This is a genomic window from Amphritea balenae, assembly GCF_003858655.1.
GTDB lineage: Bacteria > Pseudomonadota > Gammaproteobacteria > Pseudomonadales > Balneatricaceae > Amphritea > Amphritea balenae.
Map to the genome: position 1 here is coordinate 227076 of NZ_RQXV01000008.1, position 23952 is coordinate 251027.

A 23952-nucleotide genomic window follows, 5' to 3' on the forward strand; every position below is an offset into this window, starting at 1 on the left:
GCGCTGTATGAGCTATATCATCGATCGCCGCCTCAACGCTAAGAAGAAAAGCACTGTCAATAGACAGCGCTTCCTACGACGCTATAAAAAGCATATTAAACGTGCCGTAGAAGACGCTGTAAACAACCGTAGTATTCGGGATATCGATCAGGGTGGTGAAGTCAGCATCCCTAATAAAGATATCTCCGAGCCGATCTTCCATCATGGTAATGGTGGTATTCGTCAGCGGGTATTCCCCGGTAACAAAGAGTTTATCACTGGCGATGAGATTAAACGGCCAGAAGGTGGCGGTGGTGGCGGTGGTGCCGGCCAGGGGCAAGCCAGTAATCAGGGTGAAGGCGAGGATGACTTCACTTTTCAGATCAATCAGGAAGAGTTTCTGAACTTCATGTTTGAAGATCTGGAACTGCCTTATATGATTAAAAAGCAGCTGCGTGATGCCACCAGCTTTGAGGTCCGCCGGGCTGGCTTTACCAGTGTAGGCTCACCCGACAAGCTCAACGTAGTACGTTCTTTGCGGGCTGCAAATGCCCGCCGGATTGCCCTGTCAGGAAAAGAGCGCCGTAAAATCCGAGAACTTAAAAAAGAGATTCTGACACTGGAGCAGCGACTACCGGATGTAGAAGCAGAGCAGCAGATTGTCGCGCTTAACGAAGAGATTAAAGTACTCAATAAACGTATCAAACGAATGCCCTTTATTGATGAGTTTGATCTCAAATACAACAACCTTATCCGCACGCCGGTGCCCAGTTCAAAAGCAGTGATGTTCTGCGTCATGGATGTATCCGGCTCAATGACTCAGTCGATTAAAGATATCGCTAAACGCTTCTTCATCTTGCTTTACCTGTTTTTAACTCGCAGCTACAAACATATTGAAGTGGTTTTTGTCCGCCATCACACCCACGCTAAAGAGGTCGATGAAGAGGAGTTTTTCTATTCCAGAGAAACCGGCGGCACCATTGTTTCCAGTGCGCTTAACCTGAGCGCAGACATTATCCGGGATCGCTATCCAGCCGGTGACTGGAATATCTATGTAGCCCAGGCATCAGACGGGGATAACTGGGATGGTGACTCACACATCTGTCGGGATGTTCTGGAGAAACAGATCCTGCCCCTGGTGCAATACTTTGCCTATGTTGAAATAACCACAGGCCCGCATCAAAACCTTTGGCTGGAATATGAACAGATCCGGGAAAAGTTTGAAGAAACCTTCGCTATGCAAACGATTGTAGAACCTTCAGACATCTACCCGGTGTTCAGAAAGCTGTTCGAGAAAAAAGAATAGGAAGGAGTCACTCTATGAAGAAGCGCGAGCCTATCTCGACCGGATCCGAATGGACATTTGAGCTGATTCAAAAGTATGACTCTGAGATCGCCCGGGTCGCAGAACATTATGGTCTGGACACTTACCCAAACCAGATCGAAGTGATTACCTCTGAGCAGATGATGGATGCCTATGCCTCAGTTGGCATGCCCCTCAACTATAACCACTGGTCTTTTGGTAAACAGTTTGTCTCTACTGAGCAGCAATATAAGCGTGGTCAGATGGGGCTGGCTTACGAAATAGTTATCAACTCTAATCCCTGTATCTCTTACCTGATGGAAGAGAACACTATGACCATGCAGGCACTGGTTATTGCCCACGCCTGCTATGGCCATAACTCTTTTTTTAAAGGTAATTATCTGTTCCGCACCTGGACCGATGCTTCAGCAATTATTGATTACCTGTTATTCGCAAAAAACTATATCAATAAATGTGAAGAGCGCCACGGAGTCGATGCGGTAGAACAAGTATTAGATGCCTGCCATGCGCTGATGAACTACGGCGTGAACCGGTATCAACGCCCACAACCCATCACCACTGAAGAGGAAAAAGTCCGGCAGGTAGAGCGTGAAGAGTATATCCAGCGCCACCTGAACCAACTCTGGAATACTATTCCGAAGAAAGAGGAAGAGGAGCAAAACAAAACACCGCGCTTCCCGCCCGATCCCGAAGAAAACCTGCTCTACTTCATTGAGAAAAACGCCCCTTTACTGGAGTCCTGGCAGCGAGAAATAATCCGCATAGTGCGTAAGATTGCCCAGTACTATTATCCACAGCGACAGACGCAGGTGATGAACGAAGGCTGGGCCTGTTTCTGGCACTATACTCTGCTCCATCATCTGCACGATGAAGGGCTGGTAACCGACGGCTTTATCATGGAGTTTTTACACTCGCACACCAGCGTTATCTATCAACCGCCCTTCGATGCGCCCTATTTCAACGGTATCAATCCCTATGCGCTGGGCTACGGAATGATGCAGGATATTCGTCGTATCTGTGAACACCCAACCGATGAAGACCGGCTCTGGTTTCCAGATATTGCAGGCAGTGACTGGAATGAAACCCTGCATCATGCAATGCGTAACTATAAGGATGAAAGCTTTATCCTGCAGTACCTGTCTCCCCATATGATAAGGGAGTTACGCCTGTTCACTATCACTGACAATTCAGCTCTCAGCACCATGCAGGTGGGTGCAATACATGATGATGCGGGCTATCAGAAAGTCAGAGAAGATCTGGCCGCCAGCTACAACATTGGTAATCGCGAACCGAATATTCAGATTTACAATGTCGACGTCCGGGGTGACCGGTCACTGACGCTACGACATTTTATGCACAATCAGCAGCCAATGGGCGAAAGCACCGACGAAGTACTTAAGCATCTTCATCTATTATGGGGTTTTGATGTTCATTTAGAATCGGTTTCCCCTGATGGCGAGATTGTCGATACCAACCATTGCCCGCCAATCCTGCAAACTGAGGAGCCCGCGTAAATCTAAGCTATTATTAAGCCTGGTTATCGAGCATTTTTATCAAACACTTTCTTTAAAAATAAAAAACCGCCATCAGGCGGTTTTATTTAGTCGATCGGCGCTTTCAGCGTATCCTGATAGGGTGGCCAGCCCATTGGTTTACCACCCAATAGATGCAGATGAATATGATAAACCGTCTGGCCTCCGTGACTATTACAATTAAACACCGTTCTATAACCGTCGCTGGCAAAGCCTTGCTGTTCAGCAATAATTCCCGCCACTCTAACCATATGCCCGACTACTTCGGTATCTTCAGGGGCGATATCATTCAGAGTCGCGATATGTTTACGGGGAATAATCAGCGCATGAGTGGGCGCCTGGGGACCGATATCGTTAAACGCGATTACTTTATCATCTTCGTAGATCACATCCGCCGGAATTTCTTTATTGAGAATCTTACAAAACAGACAGTCCATAGCACTCACTCTTCTCTCATCATTGCAGTATCAGGATTACACCACCCGAATAGGCTGCAGTTCAAGTTAATTTACCCAGGCACCTTCTCAATAACTCAGCTATATCTCTTTTTTCACGTTAAATACCTAATACCCGCTCAAAAAAACAAACCAAACTCAGCTCGACAATCCAACCACCTTTACGCAAGTGCGTTAGATCAAAAAATCTAACATTTAAGGCATCAAGTAACCATTTTAGTCAGACTTAGTGTTGCGCCGCGTCATAAGAAGTTCATACTATCGCCATAGAGTAAATCGCGTCCTCAAAATCAACGGGCGCATTAGCTGAAAGCAGAGTGATCCTGTGCTTACAGCTACCGAAGACCTGGAGTTATCACCATGATTCTTTCTGAAAAACCCCCAGTTCATAACCAACTGGAATTCTTTATTGAAGAAGCCGTTAAAGCCCGAGCGGTTCGCACAGCCGTTGTACACCCGGTTGAGCATAACGGACTTATGGGAGCCATTGAAGCGGCTGAGCGAGGCTTGATCGAACCTATCCTGATCGGCCCTGAAGCGAAGATCAGAGCAACAGCAGAAAGCCACCAGCTGAGTATTGATAACTATGAGCTAATCGATGTAGAGCACAGCCATGCTGCTGCTGAAAAAGCCGTCAGTTTAGTGCGCGAAGCCCGTGCCGAAACGCTGATGAAAGGTGACCTGGGTACTTCTGAGCTGCTGAACGCCGTTATTCACAAAACACTGGGTATTCGTACCGAACGCCGTCAGAGCCATATCTTTGTTCTCGACGTGCCCAATTATCATAAGCCTCTGATGATCACCGATGCAGCAATTAATGTTGCCCCTGATCTGTTAATAAAGCGGGATATCGTTCAGAACGCTATCGATTTCTGCCACGCGTTAGGTATTCAACAGCCTAAGGTGGCTATTCTGGCAGCGGTAGAAAAAGTAAAACCCTCAATGCAAAGCACTATCGATGCGGCTGCACTATGCAAAATGGCAGACCGGGGCCAGATCACCGGCGCTATCATCGATGGTCCACTAGCATTTGATAACGCTATTTCCAAAAAGGCGGCAATGGATAAACATATCAGCTCACCGGTTTCTGGCGATGCTGATATTTTATTGGCCCCAGATCTGGAATCAGCGAACATGATTGCAAAACAGCTGATCTATCTGGCTGATGCAAAATCAGCTGGAATCGCATTAGGTGCCCGTGCACCTATAATTCTCAATAGTCGCTCAGATGGTACACTGGCCCGATTGGCCTCATGCGCTCTGGCATCACATATGGTTCTACACCCGGCGGGGGTTAAATAAGATGGGTTTGATTCTGACAGTTAACGGTGGTTCTTCTAGCCTGAAGTGCGCACTTTTTTCCCGCAGGATACAACAAACTGAATGCCTGTATCAGTTTAAACTGGGCAACATTCTCAATACTCCGGTGATGAAAGTCGTCGCCGGTAATGGCAATACACTGGATCAGCAGCAACTGGATATGACCGGCATTAACCGGGATGATCGTCACCAGGGTTGTCTGGACCGTGTCATGCAATGGGTCCACAATCAGCTACCGGATAGCCGTATCAATGCATTTGGTCACCGGGTAGTACACGGCGGCGAAGCCTTTAGTGACCCGGTCCTGATCACCGAAGAGATCATGGCGCAGCTGGAAGAGTTTATTCCACTTGCACCGTTGCATCAGCCATACAACCTGAAACTGATCCGCGCCTGTCAGCAGCTGGAACCTGAACTACCTCAAATAGCCTGCTTCGATACTATGTTTCATATCGGCCAGCCTATGGTTGAACGGCACTATGCGATACCCCGTAAATATACTGAAGCGGGTATCCACAAGTACGGTTTTCACGGTCTGTCATATGAGTTTATTCAACGCTCACTCGAACAGATTGGTAACGGTGCCGAGCTGAATAAGACCATTGTTTGTCACTTAGGCGCCGGTGCCAGCATGTGCGCGGTAAGCAAGGGTAAGTCGATCGCTTCGACCATGGGTTTCACCGCCGTCGATGGCCTGCCGATGGGTAGCCGTACCGGCAATATAGACCCAGGTGTACTGCTCTATCTGCAACGCCATTACCATATGGATACCGATCAGCTGGAAAGCTTTCTCTACAAAGAGAGCGGCTGGCTGGGCGTTTCCGGCATCAGTTCCGACATGCTGGAACTGCAACAATCCGATCAGCCTGAAGCGGAAGAAGCGATCGCTATGTTCGCCTATCGGGCAGCATTGGAGATCGGACGCCTGAGCGCAGCCCTGCAAGGACTGGAGCAACTGGTATTTACCGGCGGTGTAGGTGAAAACGATAACAGCCTGCGCAAGCGAATCTGTGAACAACTTGAATGGTTAGGCATTAAGCTGGATAAAAACGCTAATAAAGATGCTTTACCAGTAATTAGTAAAGAGAAAAGCAAAGTCGTTGTGCGGGTGATCCCAACCAACGAAGAAGCGATGATTGCGCTTCATACAGAGGAAGTATTAGGTAACACCTAAATACTAATCTTACCGGGCCGGCTGGAAACGGCTCTGTTACTATTTAAAAAGGAGACCTGGGGGTCTCCTTTTTAATAACTCATAACCCGTTCTACATCCTGCAGAAAAGCCTTCACACTGAGGTTCCGCCCTTCCCTTAGCCACTCTTTTGTCTCACGAAAAAATAACAGGGTAGGAATACTGAACACACCAAAGAAACTGCTAATGCTATTCAGCTCGGTTAAGTGGACTTCGATCTGACAAACCCCAGGAAAACGCTCTTCTAAAGCCTGTGAAATCTTTGGCTTTAACACCTCACATACAGAACAGTTTTCACCGCTAAAATATATCAGTACCAGATCATTATCCTGGAGAACCTGTTGCACAGCATTCAACTCATCGAGTCTGTTCATCAGTTTCCGTTCCTACGACTCTGGATAGCTATTAAGCTTTTCTTTGCCGCACCGCTTCGAACAAACATACACCGGTCGCCACCGAAACATTCAGGGACGAAACTTCCCCCGCCATATCGATCTTAATAAGATGGTCGCAATGCTCGCGGGTCAAACGACGCATACCTTTACCTTCAGCGCCCATAACCAGCGCCATAGGCCCTTTCAGATCAGCATCGTACACTAGTACTTCAGACTCACCTGCAGTACCGGTAATCCATATACCTTTTTGCTGCAGATCTTTCATCGTACGTGCCAGATTAGTGACCAGTACGTAGGGCACCACTTCAGCGGCGCCACAAGCGACTTTACTCACGGTCGCATTCAATGGGGCAGATTTATCTTTAGGCGCTATTACCGCATGCACACCGGCAGCATCCGCAGTACGCAGGCAAGCACCCAGATTATGCGGATCAGTAACACCGTCCAGTATCAACAGGAAAGCAGGCTCTTCCAGCTTATCCAGCATGGCATCCAGAAACTGATCATTTTTCGCCTGAATAGGCTCACAAGCCACGACTACGCCCTGATGTACGCCGCCTTCCGCCATCGCATCCAGCTCTTTACGGTCAGTCCACTCAATTCGAATGTTTTCGGCTTTAGCCAGATCCAGAAGCTTCTGTACTTTTGTATCTGTCCGGCCTTTCTGAACCCACATCCCTTTGATCCGCTTTGCATCACGTTGCACAGCAGTCGTTACCGCATGGATACCAAAAATATATTCAGCGCGCATCTTAATTCTCTTTTGTTAACCAGCTTGAGGACTGCTCTTTTACCAGCCCCACCAGCAATCGGATCATAGCCGGATCTGCATTCAGCGCCGGAATATAGTTGTAACTCTCGCCACCTGCAGCGTTGAAGATATCGCGATTTTCTATCGACAATTCTTCTAATGTTTCCAGGCAATCCGCTGAAAAAGCGGGTGAGATAATATCAATATGTTTAATGCCTTTTGCCGGCAGCCCTTCCAGTGTTTTGTCGGTATAAGGCTGGAGCCATTTCTTCGGCCCAAAACGGGACTGAAAGGTAGTCTGCCACTCAGTATCCAATAGCCCCAGTGACTGAGCTAACAGCTCAGATGTACGATGACACTGTTGCTGATATGGATCGCCTTTATCGGCATACTCCTGAGGGATACCATGATAAGAGAGAATTAGCTGCTCGGAAGCGACTGCCTGATTCGCTCGTTGCTGCCTAACAGACTCAGCCAACGCTTTAATATAAAGCGGGTGATCATGATAATCCTTTAACACCTGAATCTCTGGGAAATTACGCTCCGCAGCCTGAAAAGCCGAAACCTGATCATAAATAGGCGCAGTCGTGGTTGCCGAAAACTGTGGATAAAGTGGCAACACCAGAATTTTTTCGTAACCCGCATCGGATAACTCTTTCAGCCGCTTAGCCAGACCCGGATTACCATAAGTCATCGCCGGGAACACCTGCACACCAGAGTCAGGAAAATCCGTCTGCAGCGCCAGATCCAGTGCTGCTACCTGTTGATTCAGGATTCGTCGTAAAGGTGAATCACCATCCCAGATCGAGGCGTATAGTTTCGCAACTTTTTTAGGTCTTAAAGTCAGAACAATGCTGTTTAGCACTGCCAGCCAGAATAAACGCCGCAGACCCGTACCTTCAACCACACGGCGATCAGAAAGAAACTCTTTCAGGTAACGTCGAACAGCAGCGGGTGTAGGCTCATCAGGCGAGCCCAGATTTACAAGCAGTATGGCTTTTTTCGGCTGGGACATCAGCATTGACCCGTCAGTTAAGAAAGCCGGTATTATCCCGGAATTACGCGCAATAAAAAACCGCCAGTCAGGCGGTTTTTTCGAATCAGGATCATCTGATCAGTGAATCATTTACTTTTCCAGTGATGCAAACACCGCGTCACGGATATCTTCAACACCACCTACACCTGGGATGTAGTTATATTTAGGTGCTTCAGCCGGCGCTTCTTCAGACCAGCCCTTATAGTAAGTGATCAGCGGCGCAGTCTGCTCATGGTAAACATCCAGACGCTGCTTAACGGTATCTTCCTGGTCATCAGCACGCTGAACCAGCTCTTCACCGGTTACATCATCCTTACCTTCAGTTTTAGGTGGATTAAAGATAACGTGGTAAGTACGGCCTGAACCAGGGTGTACACGACGACCGGCCATACGCTTGATGATCTCTTCATCAGCAACATCGATCTCAACAACCGCATCAATTGCTACACCCGCATCCTTCATGGCATCAGCCTGAGGAATCGTGCGTGGGAAACCATCAAACAGGAAACCGTTACCGCAATCAGATTCAGCAATACGCTCTTTTACCAGACCGATAATCAGATCGTCTGATACCAGGCCACCAGCATCCATCACTTTTTTAGCTTCGATACCCAGAGGAGTACCTGCTTTTACTGCTGCACGCAGCATGTCACCGGTTGAAATCTGTGGAATGCCGTACTTATCGCAGATGTACTGGGCCTGTGTACCTTTACCGGCACCCGGGGCACCTAAAAGAATGATACGCATGTCAGGATTGCTCCATTTCTAATTTTATAATTTTAAAAAAATGACCGGTAACTCTGTTGTATAGCTACCAGCTGAATTCTGTACTGAGCGGAAATGCCAACCACATTAACGCTTGGCGCCTACTACTTACAATTGGACATTTGATCTACTACCAAGATCTAACGCATCAACAACTGCAGGAGGCTAGCTCTCCGGTTTTTACCTAAATTAAGATACCAAAACACCAAACCGAAAAGGCGAACGCTCGAGATTAGTCAAAACTGGCCGAGGTAGCAACCCCCCAAAGGCATAACATCCGGCTAAAAAATACTTTTTTGGCTGTTTTTTCATCAACCTGAAAACACTAACGCAGACCAGATAAGAGGGAGACGAGCCCCCCTTTACCTGCTATCAGCATTTAACCGGTATTGCGCATACCGGCAGAGATACCGGCCATGGTAATCATCAGCGCTTGTTCTAACCGTTCATCGGGCTGATTCCGGTCCCGGTGTAGCAGTTCTGCCTGGAGAAAATGCAATGGATCAATATAAGGGTTTCGTACATCGATCGATTGTCGGATGACAGGGTTAGCCTGTAACAGCTCATCCTGCTGCTTAATTTTCTTCACCAGTTCAACCGTATTTTCCAGCCGACAACGCAGATCAGCCCCCAGCACACTTAACTCTTCTGACACTAAACGTTTCTCATAATAAGCGGCAATATTGCTATCGGCTTTTGAGACCACCATCTCCAGCATATCGATATATGACTGGAAAAACGGCCAGTCCCTGCGCATTGCCTGCACCAGTTCAAACTGCCCTCTATCCAGCACTTGCTGCAAAGCCACATCGCTGCCCAACCAGGCAGGTAGCATCAAACGGATCTGAGTCCAGGCAAAAATCCAGGGAATCGCCCGCAGGCTTTCAACGCCACCATCGGCTTTACGCTTCGCCGGACGACTACCTAGCGGTAGCTTGGCCAGCTCCTGTTCCGGTGTGGCCGCACGGAAATATGGTACAAACTGAGGATCAGTACGTACCACTGAGCGATAAGCCTGTAGCGCACTGAGAGAAAGCTCATCCATTAACTGGCGCCACTCAGGCTTAGGCTCAGGAGCTGGAGCCAGAGTAGCCTCCAGTGTCGCCGAGGTATACAACTCAAGATTACGCACCGCAATCTCAGGTACGCCAAATTTAAAACGGATCATCTCACCTTGTTCAGTTACCCGCAGGCTACCTGCGACTGATCCCGGTGGTTGAGCCAGTATCGCCGTGTGACTAGGGCCGCCCCCCCGGCCTACTGTGCCGCCACGACCATGAAAAAGAGTCAGATGAGTGTCATGCTGATGACACAAGCGGGTCAGCGCTTCCTGAGCACGGTACTGGCCCCAGGCTGCGGCCAGCTGCCCGGCATCTTTAGAGGAGTCGGAATAGCCTATCATCACTTCCTGATGTCCCTGGGTATAAGCTTTATACCAGGGGATATCCAGCAACTGACGAATACAGTCTTCCGCATTATCCAGATCATCCAGGGTCTCGAACAACGGTGCCACCCGGATATTGTATTGAATACCGCTCTCTTGCAGCAGCAGAATCACAGCCAATACATCGGAAGGCTGACTTGCCATGGAGATCACATAAGAACCCAGTGAGTCCGGTTCTTCCTGCGCCACTACCGCGCAGGTATCCAGTACCTCACGCACATTTTCAGAAGGCTGCCAGTCACGGGGCAATAACGGACGCTTTTCCTGCAGTTCTTTTAACAGAAATGCCTGTTTTGTAGGTTCATCCCAATCGGTATAGCGCCCCATACCATAGTAACCACTCAACTCATCAAACACTTCCGCATGACGATCAGAGTTCTGTCGAATATCCAGATTTACCAGCGTCATGCCAAAGCAGGCTACCCGACGAATGACATCGCTGAGCAAACCTCCGGCAATCACTTCCATGCCACAGCTTCGCAACGACTTCTCAATCAATTGAAGTGGTTCTAAAAATTGTTGGGACTGACTGAATATGTCCTGATTATCAACCGGCTGACCGTCCAGATTTTCGGTGGCCCAGTGTTTCGTTTTGCGCAACCGGTTGCGCACATCCCGCAGAAGCTCACGATAAGGCTCAGGATGATCTCCCACTAATGCCCGCAACTCTGAACTGCACTTATTCATCGACAGCTCACTACGCAACTGATCAATATCCTTAAGATAGAGATCTGCCGCCATCCAGCGAGACAGTAACAGGACTTTTTCAGTCACCAGCGAAGTTACATTAGGGTTACCATCACGATCGCCCCCCATCCAGGAAGCAAAGCGAACCGGTGAATGAGTGAGTGGCAGGTGCTCTCCCGTGGCATCAAACAGCTGCTTATCAATCTGTCGCAGGAAGACGGGGACCGCTTCCCAGAGCGAGTTCTCTATTACCGCAAAGCCCCATTTAGCCTCATCAACCGGTGTAGGCCGTTGTTTACGTATGGCATCCGTATGCCAGGCCTGGCTAATCAGTTCATGCAATCGGTGCCGCAGATCTTCACCGCGGTCGATACGTTGCAGACAATCAGTAATGGCATCAAATTTCTGAATCAGTGTGCGACGATTTACTTCAGTCGGATGGGCCGTCAGTACCAGCTCAACATCCATCTGTTTCACGGTATCCGCTAACTGTTTTTTACTTAGCCCTTGCTGCTGCAAGCGACCCAACAGACCACAAAATGAATCGGAAGTACAAACATCCATCACCCCAGAGCGACGACGCACCCGGTGATGTTCTTCTGCAATATTGGAAAGATTTAAAAACTGAGTAAAAGCGCGCGCAACCGGAAGCAGGTCATCATCATCCAGCTCACTGAGCGTCTTAAGAAGTTCCTCATCAGCTGGCTGCCCAGAGGATCGGCCCGCTTTAGAAAGCGTCCGTATGGTTTCGATCTTATCGAAAAATTCCTGCCCTTTGTGGGCTGCGATGGTTTGCCCCAGGCATTCGCCGAGCATCCGCACGTCATCGCGCAGGTCTTCGTGAAGTGTTGTCATTCGCTTCCCCTGTCTGATGTATCAATAAGCTATCTTATTGATACTACACTCTTTGTGCTAAGCACAAATAGTATCTTAGTCGCAGCAGAGGGATTTATATGGTTAAATTTTTCTTACTGAACAACCAGGCTCCGAAGTTTTTTTAGTGCATTATTGGCTTGCGGCTCATTTTGATAGCCAATCTCAACTTCAGACTTATAGGCATTTTCCAGCAGCAATACTAAGCGAAAGTTTGTTTTAGTATCAGATGCCCAGTCAAACCTAACCTCAGCACCGTGGATCTGACTAAAATCAAATCTCTGATAACCCGTAGGTATCAGTACCGCACACTGTCTTTGACTACGACTTATGACAACCCCCGGATTCCCTTTGAGTCTATCCGATACAACAAAACCTGCACTTTGTAACGACTGCAACTGTCCCTCAGTTCGCTGATAATTCCAATATCCCAGTATCGCCATAAGGATAACGCCCAGAATAAACCATTGATATGACTCCATTACTTTATAAACCCTTCCCTTTTGCCTCGTTCCACCAGCTATCCAGCTGCTCCAGACTATAATCCTGCCAATCCAGATCTGAGGTTTTAACCTGATCTTCAATATAATTGAAGCGGTTAGTAAATTTCTGATTGGTGCAACGCAGAGCGGTTTCCGGATTAACCCCCATATGGCGGGCCAGATTAACCTGGGCAAACATCAGATCGCCCAGTTCATGTTCCATTTCAACCTTATCACCCGCTGCGATAGCTTCACGCAACTCGGCAATCTCTTCTTCAATCTTATCTAATACCGGGCCAACATCGCCCCAATCAAATCCGACCCGGGCAGCCCGTTTCTGTAGCTTATCAGCCCGATTAAGCGCCGGCAGTGCAAAGGGAATGTCATCCAGAACCCGAGGCTCAACCACCGGCTTACTGCCCCTCTCCTGCTCTTTAATCGCTTCCCAGGTTAGCTTGACCGCTTTCTCATCGGGTTCAGCAGAACCTGTAACTGAACGTCGGCTTTGTAATGTGCCTTGAGGAAAAACATGGGGGTGTCGACGGATCAGCTTTTCTACCAGCGTATTTACGATGGCATCAAAATCAAAACGTCGCTCTTCTTTGCCTAGCTGAGCATAGAAGATTACCTGAAATAGCAGATCCCCCAACTCACCCTGCAGATGATCCCAGTCTTCACGTTCGATGGTATCCGCCACCTCATAAGCCTCTTCCAGCGTATGCGGTACTATAGTGGCAAAAGTTTGTTTCAGATCCCAGGGACAACCGTCTTCGGGGTCACGCAATCGCCCCATCAGGCTGAGCAGATCATCAAGCGAGTAATTAGCCATTGCTGGTTCCTGCTATCCGGTTCCACTGCGCTGACGATGTACATCAGTCACGTTAGGAATCTGATTTATCTTGTCCATAATCTTACCCAGTAATTCCAGGCGACTAATCTCAATGGTCAGTGACAGGTGGGCAATATTACTCTTTTTGTCAGACTGAGTATTGGCAGACAACACGTTAATATTCTCAACTGCCAGAACCATCATAAGGTCACGTAACAGACCGGAACGATCAAAAGCTTCGACAAAAATATCTACCGGATAGGTCGATTCACCACCTTCATTCCAGCTGACTTCTATAATCCTTTCGCCTTCATGCTCCCGCAACTGGAAGGCATTGGTACAGTCTTCCCGATGAATCGAAACGCCCCGGCCTTTGGTTATATAGCCGATAATCGGATCACCAGGAACCGGCTTACAACAAGGCGCTATGGAGGTCAGCAGATTACCAACACCACGGATCTTAATGCCCTCATAATCCGAAGGTGCTTTAGCGATATTGACCGGTAACTCAAGGTCAAGTTGCTCATCGTGATCACCCGTGCCTACCTGCTTCTGCGCGGCATTAATCACCTGAGACAAGCGGATATCACCCGCACCCAACGCGGCATACATATCTTCTGCGGTATTACTGTTAACCGAAACAGCCATCTGCTCATAGTTCAGTTCTGAACTGATCAGCGCCAGACGTCTGAACTCCCGATCGATAATCTTCTTACCGGCCGCAGCGTTCTTATCTTTATCCTGCAACTTAAACCAGTGCTGTACTTTCGCCCTGGAACGGGCGCTGGTGATATAACCCAGGTTAGGGTTAAGCCAGTCTCGACGAGGATGCTCTGTATTGGCCGTTAATACTTCGACCTGATCACCGGTTTTCAATTGACGGGTTAACGGTACGATACGGCCATTCACTTTGGCTCCCCGACAACGGTGACCCACCTCGGTATGCACACGATAAGCAAAATCAACCGGTGTAGAACCAACCGGCATATCGACCACATGACCATCAGGGGTAAATACATAAACCCGGTCATGGGTAATTTCGCTGTCGATCATATCGGAGAATGCTTCACTCTCTCCCAGATCTTCATGCCACTCCAGAACCTGTCGCAACCAGGCGATCTTCTCTTCGTAGCTGTTATTCTGAGACTGAGTATCTGTTCCCTTATACAACCAGTGCGCACAAACCCCCAGCTCCGCCTCTTCATGCATTGAGTAAGTACGGATCTGAATCTCCAACACTTTACCTGAAGGACCAAACACGGCCGTATGCAATGAACGATAGCCGTTTGGCTTAGGCGAGGCGATATAGTCATCAAATTCATGAGGAATGTTGCGCCAGTGACCATGTACTATGCCCAGTACGGTGTAGCAATCACGAATTTCCGGCACCAGAATACGCACAGCACGAATATCATAGACCTGATTAAAGTCGATATTCTTGCTCTGCATTTTGCGCCAGATACTGTAAATATGCTTGGCACGGCCCATCACCTCACCATCAATACTTACTTTATCCAATTCACTATTTAGAATGCCGACAACATCCTCAATGAACTGTTGACGGTCAAGACGCTTTTCATCCAGCAGATTGGCTATCTGCTTATAGTCATTAGGCTTCAGGTAACGAAATGAGAGATCTTCAAGCTCCCACTTAATATGGCCAATACCTAATCGGTGGGCCAAAGGCGCATACACATCAAAGACTTCGCGAGCAACCAGATAGCGTTTCTTACGCGATCCCTCTTTAACACCACGGATAGCACAGGTACGTTCTGCAATTTTGATCAATACAACCCGTACGTCGTCGATCATTGAGACCAACATCTTGCGTACGTTATCCAGCGGATTACCGCTCTGACCTAACACGTTTTCACGACGAGGGTTCTGGAGACTGCCGATAGCAGCCATCTGCAGCACACCCTCAATCAGACTGGCAATTGTTTTGCCGAAACGTCGTTTAATATCTTCAAGTGTGGTGCGTTTTTCGCGCACACTGCGATACAAGATAGCGGCAACTAAGGCCTCCTCATCCTGATTCAGCTCAATCAGAATTTGCGCCATCTCCAGTCCGGTGATGTAGCTGTCTTTATCATGCCACGACTCTTCAGAGGTCTGTATCTCCTCTTTCAGCTCTTTAGCATAAAGACAGGCCTGCCGGACTGTATCTATATCTTTGACTTCAACCTGTTCCTGTAACCTTTCCAGCCACAAATCCAGATCGACACTGCCATCGTCATGTATCGGATGATCTTCGCGTACTTTTACCACGGCGTTACGCCACTCCTAACCTGATATCTGATCAAAGGGTAAATCCACCTTTAATCTTTCCCTGATTTATTATTTTATAGTCTGAGGGCCTGAGCCTGGCTCATAAAAAACTGGCTCATAAAAAATAAGGCCCAAATTAAGCGGGCACATTCTAGTCCTTCAGACCTGTAATAGCGAGTAAGTTCATTTCTAAACCAAACCAACTCCCCAAACCGGAGACTTTATCAATGATAGTACGTGCCACAAAAAAAGGAGCCTCAGGCTCCTTTATACAAATAAACCTGTTACTTAGTTGCTGAACACGCCGGTTGAAAGGTATCGATCACCCCGGTCACATATAATGCAAACAATGACCGCGTTCTCAACCTGTTGTGCCAGCCTCAGCGCACCGGCAACTGCTCCGCCGGATGATACGCCACAAAAGATACCTTCCTTCTGCGCCAGATCACGCATCGTCGTTTCTGCTTCTTCCTGAGTAATATCCAATACCTGATCAACCCGGGAAGCATCAAAGATCTTCGGCAGATACTCTTCAGGCCAACGTCGGATACCGGGTATTGATGCCCCCTCTGCAGGTTGAAGCCCGACAATATTGACGTCTGAATTTTGCTCTTTCAGATAACGGGAGGTTCCCATAATGGTACCGGTGGTCCCCATGGAGCTGACAAAGTGAGTGATGCTACCCTGGGTCTGCTGCCAGATTTCCGGGCCAGTGCCCCGGTAATGGGCTTCGGGGTTATCCAGATTGGCAAACTGATCCAACACAATACCCAGACCTTGCTCCTGCATCTGCAGAGCCAGATCACGGGCGCCTTCCATGCCCTCCTCTTTGGTCACTGAAATCAACTCAGCACCATAAGCGGTCATAGAGACTTTACGCTCTTCACTGCTGTTATCCGGCATGATCAGCTTCATTTTATAACCTTTGATAGCAGCAGCCATCGCCAGTGCAATACCGGTATTGCCCGATGTCGCCTCAATCAGCGTATCGCCGGGCTTTATCAGATCACGTTCTTCCGCCAGCTGAATCATGCTCAGTGCCGGACGATCTTTAACCGAACCCGCTGGGTTATTACCTTCCAGCTTACAAAGCACGGTATTACCACGACCTACATTCAGTCGCTGAAGTCGAACTAACGGCGTATTACCGACATATTCTTCGATGGTTGGAAACTGAACACTCATAACTTACTTCCAGAGACGGCTCCGGAAACATATAGATATAACCGAAGAGAATTAAAAAAACAGTTTATATGCCTTAACAGCAAGGTCGGAATAATACCGGGGCTCGATATAAAGCTCAATACAGAAAAATTCATGCCTGGTTTATTTTATTCCGATAGCCCCGATGCAGGGAACAGCATTATTGGTGTTTGAGTCTGTTTTATAACGGCCTGGCTAATACTGTCTACCAGAATGCCCGTTGCAGAACCTTTGCCTGCCCCACCCAAAATTATCAGATCGGCTTGTAAACGCTCGGCTTCATCGAGAATAGCGATGGGAATAACGCCCTCAAGAAGCAGTGCATGGGTCTCGATATCCTGATCACGGAACTGTGCCGCTATACTGTTCAGGACAGCAGACTCATCAGCAAACTCCTGCCCTATCGATTTCTTATCCTTATAGCTGCTGTCTTCATTAGGATTTACTACATGCATCAGATAGACCGTACTGGCAAATGACCTTGCCAGTAAGATGGTATTCTCGTACGCCGTAGTAAAGCCAGAAGTCAGGTCGGTAGCGACCATCAGGGTTTTCATCACAAACACCTCCGTAAATAACTGACCACTGGTGTCAGTTTAGTCTAGACGTTTTAGCTAACGGTTTTTGGAGGTATCTATTTAGTGGTCAAGTAAAACCGGCCAAAGTGATGTATTCAAACCAGAACCTGCTTTCTGATTCGTTTGGACTATAGCCATTAACCTTGTCACTTCAGGTATCAGGACTTACAGAACAGGGACAGGCTCCCTATGGACAGGCATTAACTTTCTGCTACCGCAAAAGCGACGACGTGATCTGTTTCATCCGTGTATGAAAGGTGAATCCGCTGAATACCAAGCTCATCAGCTTTATCTTTGGCCGCCCCATTGAGTGATATTAACGGGCGCCCTAATGAGTCATAGCTAACCTCAAAATGTTGCCAGCTAATACCCCGGCCAATACCTGTTCCCAGCGCTTTAACCACAGCTTCTTTGGCTGCAAAACGTTTTGCCAAAAAGTTTACAGGCTGTTTTGACTGATTAAATTGTTCCAGTTCAGCAGCCGTCAAAATCCGCGCTGCCAGCCCTGGCGTTCGCGCCAGAGCTTTCTCTATACGACGAATATCAAGCAGATCAGTGCCGATACCCAGAATCATCGACGCACGGCATCCCGCAATGGCTGAATCCGAGCCTGAGTTTCCATCATCAGGCGACGCATCTCAGCGATCGCTTCTTTCAAACCAACAAACACCGCACGAGCCATAATTCCATGACCAATATTGAGCTCATTCAATTCCGGGATCTCTGCGATCTGCTCAACATTATGGTAGTGCAATCCGTGCCCTGCATTTACAATCAGCCCTTTACTGAAAGCATAGGCCGATGCCTCTTTAATGCGCTGCAGTTCAGCTTTTTGCTCTGCCGCATTCTCTGCGTCAGCATAAGCACCGGTGTGTAACTCAATAACCGGGGCACCACAACGAATAGTCGCATCAATCTGATCCGGGTCTGCATCGATAAAGAGCGATACTTCAATCCCTGCAGCAGCCATACGATCACAAGCCGCTTTAATTTTAGCTTCCTGACCCACCACATCCAGACCACCTTCGGTGGTCAACTCTTCGCGTTTTTCTGGCACCAGACAGGCATGGCCGGGTTTTACTTTCTCAGCAATAGCCACCATTTCATCGGTGACTGCCATTTCGAAATTCATTCGGGTCTGCAGCGTTTCAGCCAACAGATAAATATCCCGGTCTTGAATATGACGTCGATCTTCCCGCAGGTGGACAGTAATACCATCGGCCCCGGCATCTTCGGCTATGGCGGCAGCCTGAACCGGATCAGGATAGCGAGTGCCCCGCGCCTGACGCAGTGTTGCGATGTGATCGATATTCACACCCAGCAGTAAACGACTTGGTTCTACCACGGTTAACCTCTTAAAAATCCTAAATAATAAAAACAGAGCTTACTAAAAATGCCTGACAAGACATAGCCCCACACAATATCGCCATACGAAACATTACCCTGAAAACATAACCCTACAGATACAAGCTAATTATGTTTTCGCACCATAACTCTTAAAAAGCTCACGGCTCTGAAGTGGCCGGTTACCTAACCGAGCCTCCAGAGCAAGTCGCATTAAACGTTTTGCTGCCCGACGAATCTCAGGTCGGTCATACTGTTCAGCTGCGATACCTAACAACTGCTCCCCTCTGAAACAGGACTTCTTTGTCCGCTCGGTAACCTGCGACACTTGAATGAAACCCTGTTCAGGCTCATAGCTATAAATGAGTTCGGCTTGACAGTGCTGGACATCAAACTCATAGCCTAACTGCTGTAGCAGTTTCTGTTCAAACGTTCGCAAGGCCAGCTCAATGTCTTTACCAGACTGCAACTCATTCAGAACATATTGGTAGTAAACATAAAGTCTGGGATGGGGATCCTGCACCGGTAATAATCGTTCCAGCAGTTCATTAACATACAAACCGCACATCAGTGCATCACCCTTAAGAAACATGGGTACCGAGACGGCTTCCGCCTGAGTAAGGTTTTTTAATTCTTGCCGTCCCCGCCAGCCAACCTGGATCGGGGTAAATGGCTGCATCACTGCACGCATACGGGAACGTGGACTACGCGCGCCACGCACTACGACACTGACTTTACCCTGTTCGAGGGTGAACAGATCGACGAGTAAACTGGTTTCTCGATAAGGTCGGGTATGGAGGACATAGGCCGCCTGGGCTTCAAGCTGAAAACTCATCGGCCGGTATCCTGTCAGTCGATATCGTTATATCCCAGACTACGCAGAGCCCGTTCATCATCGGACCAGTTGCTACGCACTTTAACCCAGAGGTTGAGCATTACTTTGGAATCGAACATCTTTTCCATATCAAGACGGGCATCCCGGCCAATACCTTTGATTTTGGCGCCTTTATCACCAATAACAATACGCTTCTGCCCTTCGCGCTCAACCAGAATTAATGCGCTGATAATCAGAATACCCCGTTCATTACGACTGAACTCTTCAATTTCTACAGTCGTACCGTAAGGGATCTCATCACCCAGATTACGCATCAGTTTTTCACGCACCAGCTCGGCGGCCAGAAAACGGGAACTTCTATCTGTTACCTGATCTTCCGGATAAAAATGCATACTCTTTGGCAGCTGTTCATTTATCACAGCTTCCAAGCGATCGACACTGGTCCCGAGCTTGGCTGAGATAGGTATGATCTCGTGAAAATCCATCTTTTGAGATAGTTCAGCAAGATGAGGCAACAGAGAATCTTTATCTTCCAGCTGATCAATTTTATTGATCACCAGAATGACAGGACCTTTTACGCCCTGCACTTTATCAAAAACGATCTGATCTTCGTCGGTCCAGGCTGTTCGATCGATGATAAACACTACTACATCAACATCGCGCAACGCTGAACTGGCCGCTTTATTCATATAGCGGTTGATCGCTTTATCCTGATCTTTATGTAGGCCAGGGGTGTCTACATAAACCGCCTGAATATCACCTTCAGTCTTAATACCAACAATCTGATGGCGGGTAGTTTGAGGCTTACGGGAAGTAATACTCAGCTTTTGACCCAGAATTTCATTCATCAGCGTCGATTTACCCACGTTAGGGCGACCAACAATGGCAACAAAACCACACTGGGTATTGTCTTTGGGCTCATCGAGCATATAACTCAGATCACGACTCATGCTGTGCTACCTACCTTAAGACTTTCCAACGCTTTACGTGCGGCTTCCTGCTCTGCCTGACGACGGCTATTGCCTTTCCCATCGGTTGGCTGATCTAACAAAGTGACGCTACAACGAATTTCAAAAGTCTGCTTATGGGCTTCTCCCGTCACCGAGATCAGCTCATACGCAGGCAGCGGTGCCCGTCGTGATTGCAAAAACTCCTGCAATCGGGTTTTAGAGTCTTTCTGAGTATCTTCCAAGGACGTTTGCGCAAGACGGCTTTTATACCAATCCAGAATATAGGGACGACAGGTATCCATATCGCTATCCATATAGATAGCACCGATAATAGCTTCTACTGCATCAGCCAGAATGGAATCGCGACGGAAGCCTCCGCTTTTCAATTCGCCGGAGCCCAGTCTTAAGTAATCGCCCAGTTTCATCTCTCTGGCCAGTTCGGCCAGCGTTTCGCCCTTAACCAACAAAGCTCTCAGACGGCTTAACTGCCCTTCTTTCGCTTCAGGGAAACGGTTATACAGCGCTTCAGCTATAACGAAATTCAGTATTGAATCCCCCAGGAACTCAAGTCGTTCGTTATTTCGTTTACCGTGGCTACGGTGGGTTAAAGCCAGCTCAATAAGGCTGGAATCTTTAAACTGATAACCCAGCTTTTTTGCCAGGTCAGTTGCAGGTTTGATAATCAACGGCTAATCACTTCATATTGCTCGTGGAACTTAACCACAGCATCAACGTTATAGAACATAGGTACGGTTACATCGTATTTAAGGACTATTGTCTTAATCCCTTCTTTTTCATCAATTTTCACGGCTTTTTGAACCGGAAGTTTGACCTGGTTAATACGTAACCGTTTCATAATTTTACTGCGAATTTCAGTCGCTGAATCTTCGCGGGTATCCGGGTTTTCTGTCAGATCAGTCATCACTGAAACGATCAGTTTGTGATCCCAGTAAGGGGGGTAGAGCTTAAATCCAACGGCAAGAAATACGCCTGCAACAATCAGAATAATCATTAGAGAAAAAAACGTTGCGCCCTGCTGTTTATTTCGCATCGACATTGCCTACCCCTGTCCGTTATTGCCTTTAATGGATCGCTCTTACATCGCCAAATTCAGGTAAAGTAAAAAAGTCTTGCCAGTGCATCCATACGGCAAATGCCTTACCTACTAATAGCTCATCTGGCACAAAGCCCCAGAACCGGCTGTCATTACTATTATCACGATTATCACCAACCATAAAGTAGTGTCCTTCTGGCACTACCCATTCTGCGGCGATACGCGCCTGACCAACATCACGGTAGATCTGATGTGAAACCTCACCTAGCTGCTCCTCAACCAACAATACCCGAGGCCTTTTCGGTGGCAACTGAGCCAGTAGCGTCTGAGCTTGTGCTTCACCATTCACAAACAGTGTCTTATTCTGATATCGAATCCGATCACCAGGCAGGCCAACTACTCGTTTAATATAGTTCACACTTGGCTCCTGCGGATACTTAAACACCGCGACATCACCACGTTGTGGTTTATTCATAGGCAAAACATTGGTACCAATAACCGGCAATCTGAAACCATAATGCCACTTATTAACCAGAATAAAGTCACCGATTTTCAGTGTAGGCTTCATTGAGCCTGAAGGGATCTGAAACGGTTCAACAACAAACGAACGCAGGATAAGAACCACAAACAGAACAGGAAACAATGACCGGCACAAATCGATCAGGCCGTTTTCTTTATTCAACTGTTCCAGTGCTGACTCAGGTAAAGTACCACCGGTTTGCTTTGTTGCTGCTGCGATACGTTCCTTACGAGCACCGGCCAGAGCTAAACGATCATAAAACCAGCCTAGTGCTGCGATAAAAGTCAGCACAACAAGTATCAGTGCAAAATCGAAATCCATGCTATTCAGTCCTAGCTATCTATTTTCAGTACGGCCAGGAAAGCATCCTGAGGAATATCAACACTGCCCACCTGCTTCATGCGCTTCTTACCCTCTTTTTGCTTCTGTAACAGTTTCTTCTTACGGCTAACATCACCACCGTAACATTTAGCGGTTACGTTTTTACGTAGGGCTTTTACAGAAGTTCGGGCAATAATTTTGCCGCCGATCGCAGCCTGTATAGCTACATCAAACATCTGGCGTGGAATCAGATCTTTCATTTTTTCACATAGCTGACGACCACGATGCTGAGCATTATCACGATGCAGGATAACCGCCAGAGCATCTACTTTATCGCCGTTAATCAGAATATCCAGACGAACCAGTTGAGCCGGTTCAAAGCGTACAAAATTGTATTCTAGTGAAGCATAACCACGACTAACGGATTTAAGTCGATCGAAGAAATCCAGTACAACTTCAGCCATCGGTAGCTCATAAGAAACCTGAACCTGATTACCGACAAAGTTCATATTCTTCTGTACACCACGCTTGTCGACACAGAGCCCTATAACCTGCCCCAGATACTCCTGTGGCACCAGAATATTCGCTTCAACTATCGGCTCACGCATCTCATTTATCGATGCAGGATCGGGCATTTTAGACGGGCTATCAATGTGAATAATATCGCCTTTCTGCAATTCCAACTCATAGACTACAGTCGGAGCAGAGGTAATCAGATCGAGATTATATTCCCGTTCAAGACGTTCCTGGATAATTTCCATATGTAACATGCCAAGGAATCCACAACGGAAACCAAAACCCAGGGCATCAGATGATTCCGGCTCAAAAAACAGTGAAGCATCGTTCAACGTCAGCTTATTCAGCGCTTCACGGAAATCTTCATAGTCATCTGAACTGGTAGGAAACAGGCCAGCATAAACCTGCGGCTGAACTTTTTGGAAGCCAGGCAGAGTCTCAACATCTGGTGTTTTAGCGTGTGTAATTGTATCGCCGACAGGCGCACCGTGAATATCTTTAATCCCGGCGACCACATAGCCAACTTCACCTGCTTTCAGCTCGCCGGTCTCTTTACGTTTTGGTGTAAAGATACCTACGCCATCAACGGGATGTAACATACCGGTCGATTTAATCTTTATCTTATCTTTTTTACGCAGAGTACCGTTTTTTACCCGTACCAGAGAGACGACACCAAGATAATTATCAAACCATGAGTCGATAATCAGCGCTTGTAACGGTGCATCAACATCACCTACCGGTGCAGGAATATCATGTACCAACTGTTCCAGAACATCCTCAATTCCCAGACCACTTTTAGCACTACAAGGAACTGCGTGTTGTGCTTCGATACCGATTACTTCTTCAATCTCATTACGTACCCGCTCTGGTTCTGCCTGAGGCAGATCCATCTTGTTCAGGACAGGCATCACTTCCAAGCCTTGTTCCAGCGCGGTATAGCAGTTAGCTACTGACTGAGCTTCAACACCCTGAGCGGCATCTACTACCAGCAAAGCACCTTCACAGGCAGCCAGTGAACGAGATACCTCATAGCTAAAGTCAACATGCCCCGGCGTATCGATAAAGTTCAGTTGATAGGTCTTGCCATCTTTAGCTTTATATTCAAGCGTTACGCTCTGCGCTTTAATAGTGATCCCACGCTCACGCTCCAGATCCATCGAGTCCAGAACCTGCTGCGCCATCTCTCGTTCACTCAAACCACCACAGGTCTGAATAAAGCGATCGGCCAGAGTAGATTTACCATGGTCTATATGGGCAATAATCGAAAAGTTACGAATGTGTTCGAGCTTACTCACTACG

23 protein-coding genes are annotated in these 23952 nt (G+C 47.7%); 4 read left to right on the forward strand and 19 right to left on the reverse strand.

The window, feature by feature from the left end:
• Window positions 1-7: 7 nt before the first annotated feature.
• Window positions 8-1285 carry a YeaH/YhbH family protein gene (locus EHS89_RS14885; RefSeq protein ID WP_124926948.1) on the forward strand — a complete coding sequence of 426 codons (1278 nt, stop codon included), beginning with the start codon at window positions 8-10 and terminating at the stop codon, window positions 1283-1285.
• A 14-nt stretch (window positions 1286-1299) separates the two neighbouring features.
• Window positions 1300-2817 carry a SpoVR family protein gene (locus EHS89_RS14890; RefSeq protein ID WP_124926949.1) on the forward strand — a complete coding sequence of 506 codons (1518 nt, stop codon included), beginning with the start codon at window positions 1300-1302 and terminating at the stop codon, window positions 2815-2817.
• A gap of 86 nt (window positions 2818-2903) precedes the next feature.
• Here EHS89_RS14890 and EHS89_RS14895 read toward each other — a convergent pair whose 3' ends face one another.
• A complete protein-coding gene (locus tag EHS89_RS14895) occupies window positions 2904-3272 on the reverse strand; it encodes a histidine triad nucleotide-binding protein (protein ID WP_124926950.1) in 369 nt (122 codons plus the stop codon).
• 378 nt (window positions 3273-3650) lie between these two features.
• Between EHS89_RS14895 and EHS89_RS14900 the strand changes: the two genes are divergently transcribed.
• Together EHS89_RS14900 and EHS89_RS14905 are read left to right on the forward strand one after the other, a co-directional pair.
• The gene (locus EHS89_RS14900; protein ID WP_124926951.1) at window positions 3651-4592 is read left to right on the forward strand and encodes a bifunctional enoyl-CoA hydratase/phosphate acetyltransferase; all 942 of its coding nucleotides are present in this window, start codon (window positions 3651-3653) and stop codon (window positions 4590-4592) included.
• Window position 4593: 1 nt separating this feature from the next.
• Complete coding sequence (locus EHS89_RS14905) at window positions 4594-5784, forward strand: acetate/propionate family kinase (protein ID WP_124926952.1); 1191 nt, start codon at window positions 4594-4596, stop codon at window positions 5782-5784.
• Window positions 5785-5855: 71 nt separating this feature from the next.
• On the opposite strand, the gene EHS89_RS14910 is transcribed toward EHS89_RS14905, so the two are convergent.
• From EHS89_RS14910 to lepA, 18 genes are all read right to left on the reverse strand, one after another.
• Window positions 5856-6176: a thioredoxin family protein gene (locus EHS89_RS14910; protein ID WP_124926953.1), complete on the reverse strand. Its 321-nt coding sequence runs from the start codon at window positions 6174-6176 to the stop codon at window positions 5856-5858.
• 31 nt (window positions 6177-6207) lie between these two features.
• Window positions 6208-6948: a 23S rRNA (guanosine(2251)-2'-O)-methyltransferase RlmB gene (rlmB, locus tag EHS89_RS14915; RefSeq protein ID WP_124926954.1), complete on the reverse strand. Its 741-nt coding sequence runs from the start codon at window positions 6946-6948 to the stop codon at window positions 6208-6210.
• A 1-nt stretch (window position 6949) separates the two neighbouring features.
• Window positions 6950-7963 (reverse strand): ferrochelatase, encoded by a 1014-nt coding sequence (gene hemH / locus EHS89_RS14920; RefSeq protein ID WP_124926955.1) that lies wholly within the window; start codon window positions 7961-7963, stop codon window positions 6950-6952.
• A gap of 111 nt (window positions 7964-8074) precedes the next feature.
• Complete coding sequence (gene adk / locus EHS89_RS14925) at window positions 8075-8731, reverse strand: adenylate kinase (protein ID WP_124926956.1); 657 nt, start codon at window positions 8729-8731, stop codon at window positions 8075-8077.
• A 397-nt stretch (window positions 8732-9128) separates the two neighbouring features.
• Complete coding sequence (ppc, locus tag EHS89_RS14930) at window positions 9129-11735, reverse strand: phosphoenolpyruvate carboxylase (RefSeq protein ID WP_124926957.1); 2607 nt, start codon at window positions 11733-11735, stop codon at window positions 9129-9131.
• Between the two features lie 113 nt (window positions 11736-11848).
• A complete protein-coding gene (locus EHS89_RS14935; RefSeq protein WP_124926958.1) occupies window positions 11849-12235 on the reverse strand; it encodes a hypothetical protein in 387 nt (128 codons plus the stop codon).
• Window positions 12236-12239: 4 nt separating this feature from the next.
• Window positions 12240-13064 (reverse strand): nucleoside triphosphate pyrophosphohydrolase, encoded by an 825-nt coding sequence (gene mazG / locus EHS89_RS14940; RefSeq protein WP_124926959.1) that lies wholly within the window; start codon window positions 13062-13064, stop codon window positions 12240-12242.
• A 12-nt stretch (window positions 13065-13076) separates the two neighbouring features.
• On the reverse strand, window positions 13077-15332 hold the full coding sequence (relA, locus tag EHS89_RS14945) for a GTP diphosphokinase (RefSeq protein WP_124926960.1): 2256 nt from the start codon (window positions 15330-15332) through the stop codon (window positions 13077-13079).
• A gap of 288 nt (window positions 15333-15620) precedes the next feature.
• A complete protein-coding gene (gene cysM, locus EHS89_RS14950) occupies window positions 15621-16517 on the reverse strand; it encodes a cysteine synthase CysM (RefSeq protein ID WP_124926961.1) in 897 nt (298 codons plus the stop codon).
• A 146-nt stretch (window positions 16518-16663) separates the two neighbouring features.
• Complete coding sequence (locus EHS89_RS14955) at window positions 16664-17092, reverse strand: universal stress protein (protein ID WP_124926962.1); 429 nt, start codon at window positions 17090-17092, stop codon at window positions 16664-16666.
• Window positions 17093-17313: 221 nt separating this feature from the next.
• Window positions 17314-17688, reverse strand: a complete 375-nt coding sequence (gene acpS, locus EHS89_RS14960; protein ID WP_124926963.1) for a holo-ACP synthase — start codon at window positions 17686-17688, stop codon at window positions 17314-17316.
• Window positions 17685-18458 carry a pyridoxine 5'-phosphate synthase gene (gene pdxJ / locus EHS89_RS14965; RefSeq protein ID WP_124926964.1) on the reverse strand — a complete coding sequence of 258 codons (774 nt, stop codon included), beginning with the start codon at window positions 18456-18458 and terminating at the stop codon, window positions 17685-17687. The genes acpS and pdxJ overlap by 4 nt, the downstream gene beginning before the upstream one ends.
• A 129-nt stretch (window positions 18459-18587) precedes the next feature.
• On the reverse strand, window positions 18588-19292 hold the full coding sequence (recO, locus tag EHS89_RS14970; protein WP_124926965.1) for a DNA repair protein RecO: 705 nt from the start codon (window positions 19290-19292) through the stop codon (window positions 18588-18590).
• A 14-nt stretch (window positions 19293-19306) separates the two neighbouring features.
• Complete coding sequence (gene era, locus EHS89_RS14975; protein ID WP_124926966.1) at window positions 19307-20242, reverse strand: GTPase Era; 936 nt, start codon at window positions 20240-20242, stop codon at window positions 19307-19309.
• Complete coding sequence (gene rnc, locus EHS89_RS14980) at window positions 20239-20925, reverse strand: ribonuclease III (protein WP_124926989.1); 687 nt, start codon at window positions 20923-20925, stop codon at window positions 20239-20241. Before rnc ends, era begins: the two co-directional genes overlap by 4 nt.
• Window positions 20925-21299, reverse strand: a complete 375-nt coding sequence (locus EHS89_RS14985) for a DUF4845 domain-containing protein (RefSeq protein WP_124926967.1) — start codon at window positions 21297-21299, stop codon at window positions 20925-20927. Before EHS89_RS14985 ends, rnc begins: the two co-directional genes overlap by 1 nt.
• 25 nt (window positions 21300-21324) lie before the next feature.
• A complete protein-coding gene (lepB, locus tag EHS89_RS14990; protein ID WP_124926968.1) occupies window positions 21325-22137 on the reverse strand; it encodes a signal peptidase I in 813 nt (270 codons plus the stop codon).
• A gap of 11 nt (window positions 22138-22148) precedes the next feature.
• Entirely contained in the window at window positions 22149-23948 is a 1800-nt protein-coding gene (lepA, locus tag EHS89_RS14995) for a translation elongation factor 4 (protein WP_124926969.1), read from the reverse strand.
• Window positions 23949-23952: the final 4 nt, after the last annotated feature.

Bases quoted from the DNA above. Each gene is read 5' to 3' on its own strand.
- era (WP_124926966.1), bottom strand. From the start codon at position 20,242: ATGAGTCGTGATCTGAGTTATATGCTCGATGAGCCCAAAGACAATACC.
- EHS89_RS14895 (WP_124926950.1), bottom strand. From the start codon at position 3,272: ATGGACTGTCTGTTTTGTAAGATTCTCAATAAAGAAATTCCGGCGGAT.
- adk (WP_124926956.1), bottom strand. From the start codon at position 8,731: ATGCGTATCATTCTTTTAGGTGCCCCGGGTGCCGGTAAAGGTACACAG.
- lepB (WP_124926968.1), bottom strand. From the start codon at position 22,137: ATGGATTTCGATTTTGCACTGATACTTGTTGTGCTGACTTTTATCGCA.
- rlmB (WP_124926954.1), bottom strand. From the start codon at position 6,948: ATGCGCGCTGAATATATTTTTGGTATCCATGCGGTAACGACTGCTGTG.
- cysM (WP_124926961.1), bottom strand. From the start codon at position 16,517: ATGAGTGTTCAGTTTCCAACCATCGAAGAATATGTCGGTAATACGCCG.
- EHS89_RS14955 (WP_124926962.1), bottom strand. From the start codon at position 17,092: ATGAAAACCCTGATGGTCGCTACCGACCTGACTTCTGGCTTTACTACG.
- EHS89_RS14910 (WP_124926953.1), bottom strand. From the start codon at position 6,176: ATGAACAGACTCGATGAGTTGAATGCTGTGCAACAGGTTCTCCAGGAT.
- hemH (WP_124926955.1), bottom strand. From the start codon at position 7,963: ATGTCCCAGCCGAAAAAAGCCATACTGCTTGTAAATCTGGGCTCGCCT.
- EHS89_RS14935 (WP_124926958.1), bottom strand. From the start codon at position 12,235: ATGGAGTCATATCAATGGTTTATTCTGGGCGTTATCCTTATGGCGATA.
- acpS (WP_124926963.1), bottom strand. From the start codon at position 17,688: ATGATTCTGGGTATCGGCACTGATCTGCTTGATATTCGTCGTATAGAG.
- ppc (WP_124926957.1), bottom strand. From the start codon at position 11,735: ATGACAACACTTCACGAAGACCTGCGCGATGACGTGCGGATGCTCGGC.
- EHS89_RS14890 (WP_124926949.1), top strand. From the start codon at position 1,300: ATGAAGAAGCGCGAGCCTATCTCGACCGGATCCGAATGGACATTTGAG.
- EHS89_RS14905 (WP_124926952.1), top strand. From the start codon at position 4,594: ATGGGTTTGATTCTGACAGTTAACGGTGGTTCTTCTAGCCTGAAGTGC.
- recO (WP_124926965.1), bottom strand. From the start codon at position 19,292: ATGAGTTTTCAGCTTGAAGCCCAGGCGGCCTATGTCCTCCATACCCGA.
- EHS89_RS14900 (WP_124926951.1), top strand. From the start codon at position 3,651: ATGATTCTTTCTGAAAAACCCCCAGTTCATAACCAACTGGAATTCTTT.
- EHS89_RS14985 (WP_124926967.1), bottom strand. From the start codon at position 21,299: ATGTCGATGCGAAATAAACAGCAGGGCGCAACGTTTTTTTCTCTAATG.
- EHS89_RS14885 (WP_124926948.1), top strand. From the start codon at position 8: ATGAGCTATATCATCGATCGCCGCCTCAACGCTAAGAAGAAAAGCACT.
- mazG (WP_124926959.1), bottom strand. From the start codon at position 13,064: ATGGCTAATTACTCGCTTGATGATCTGCTCAGCCTGATGGGGCGATTG.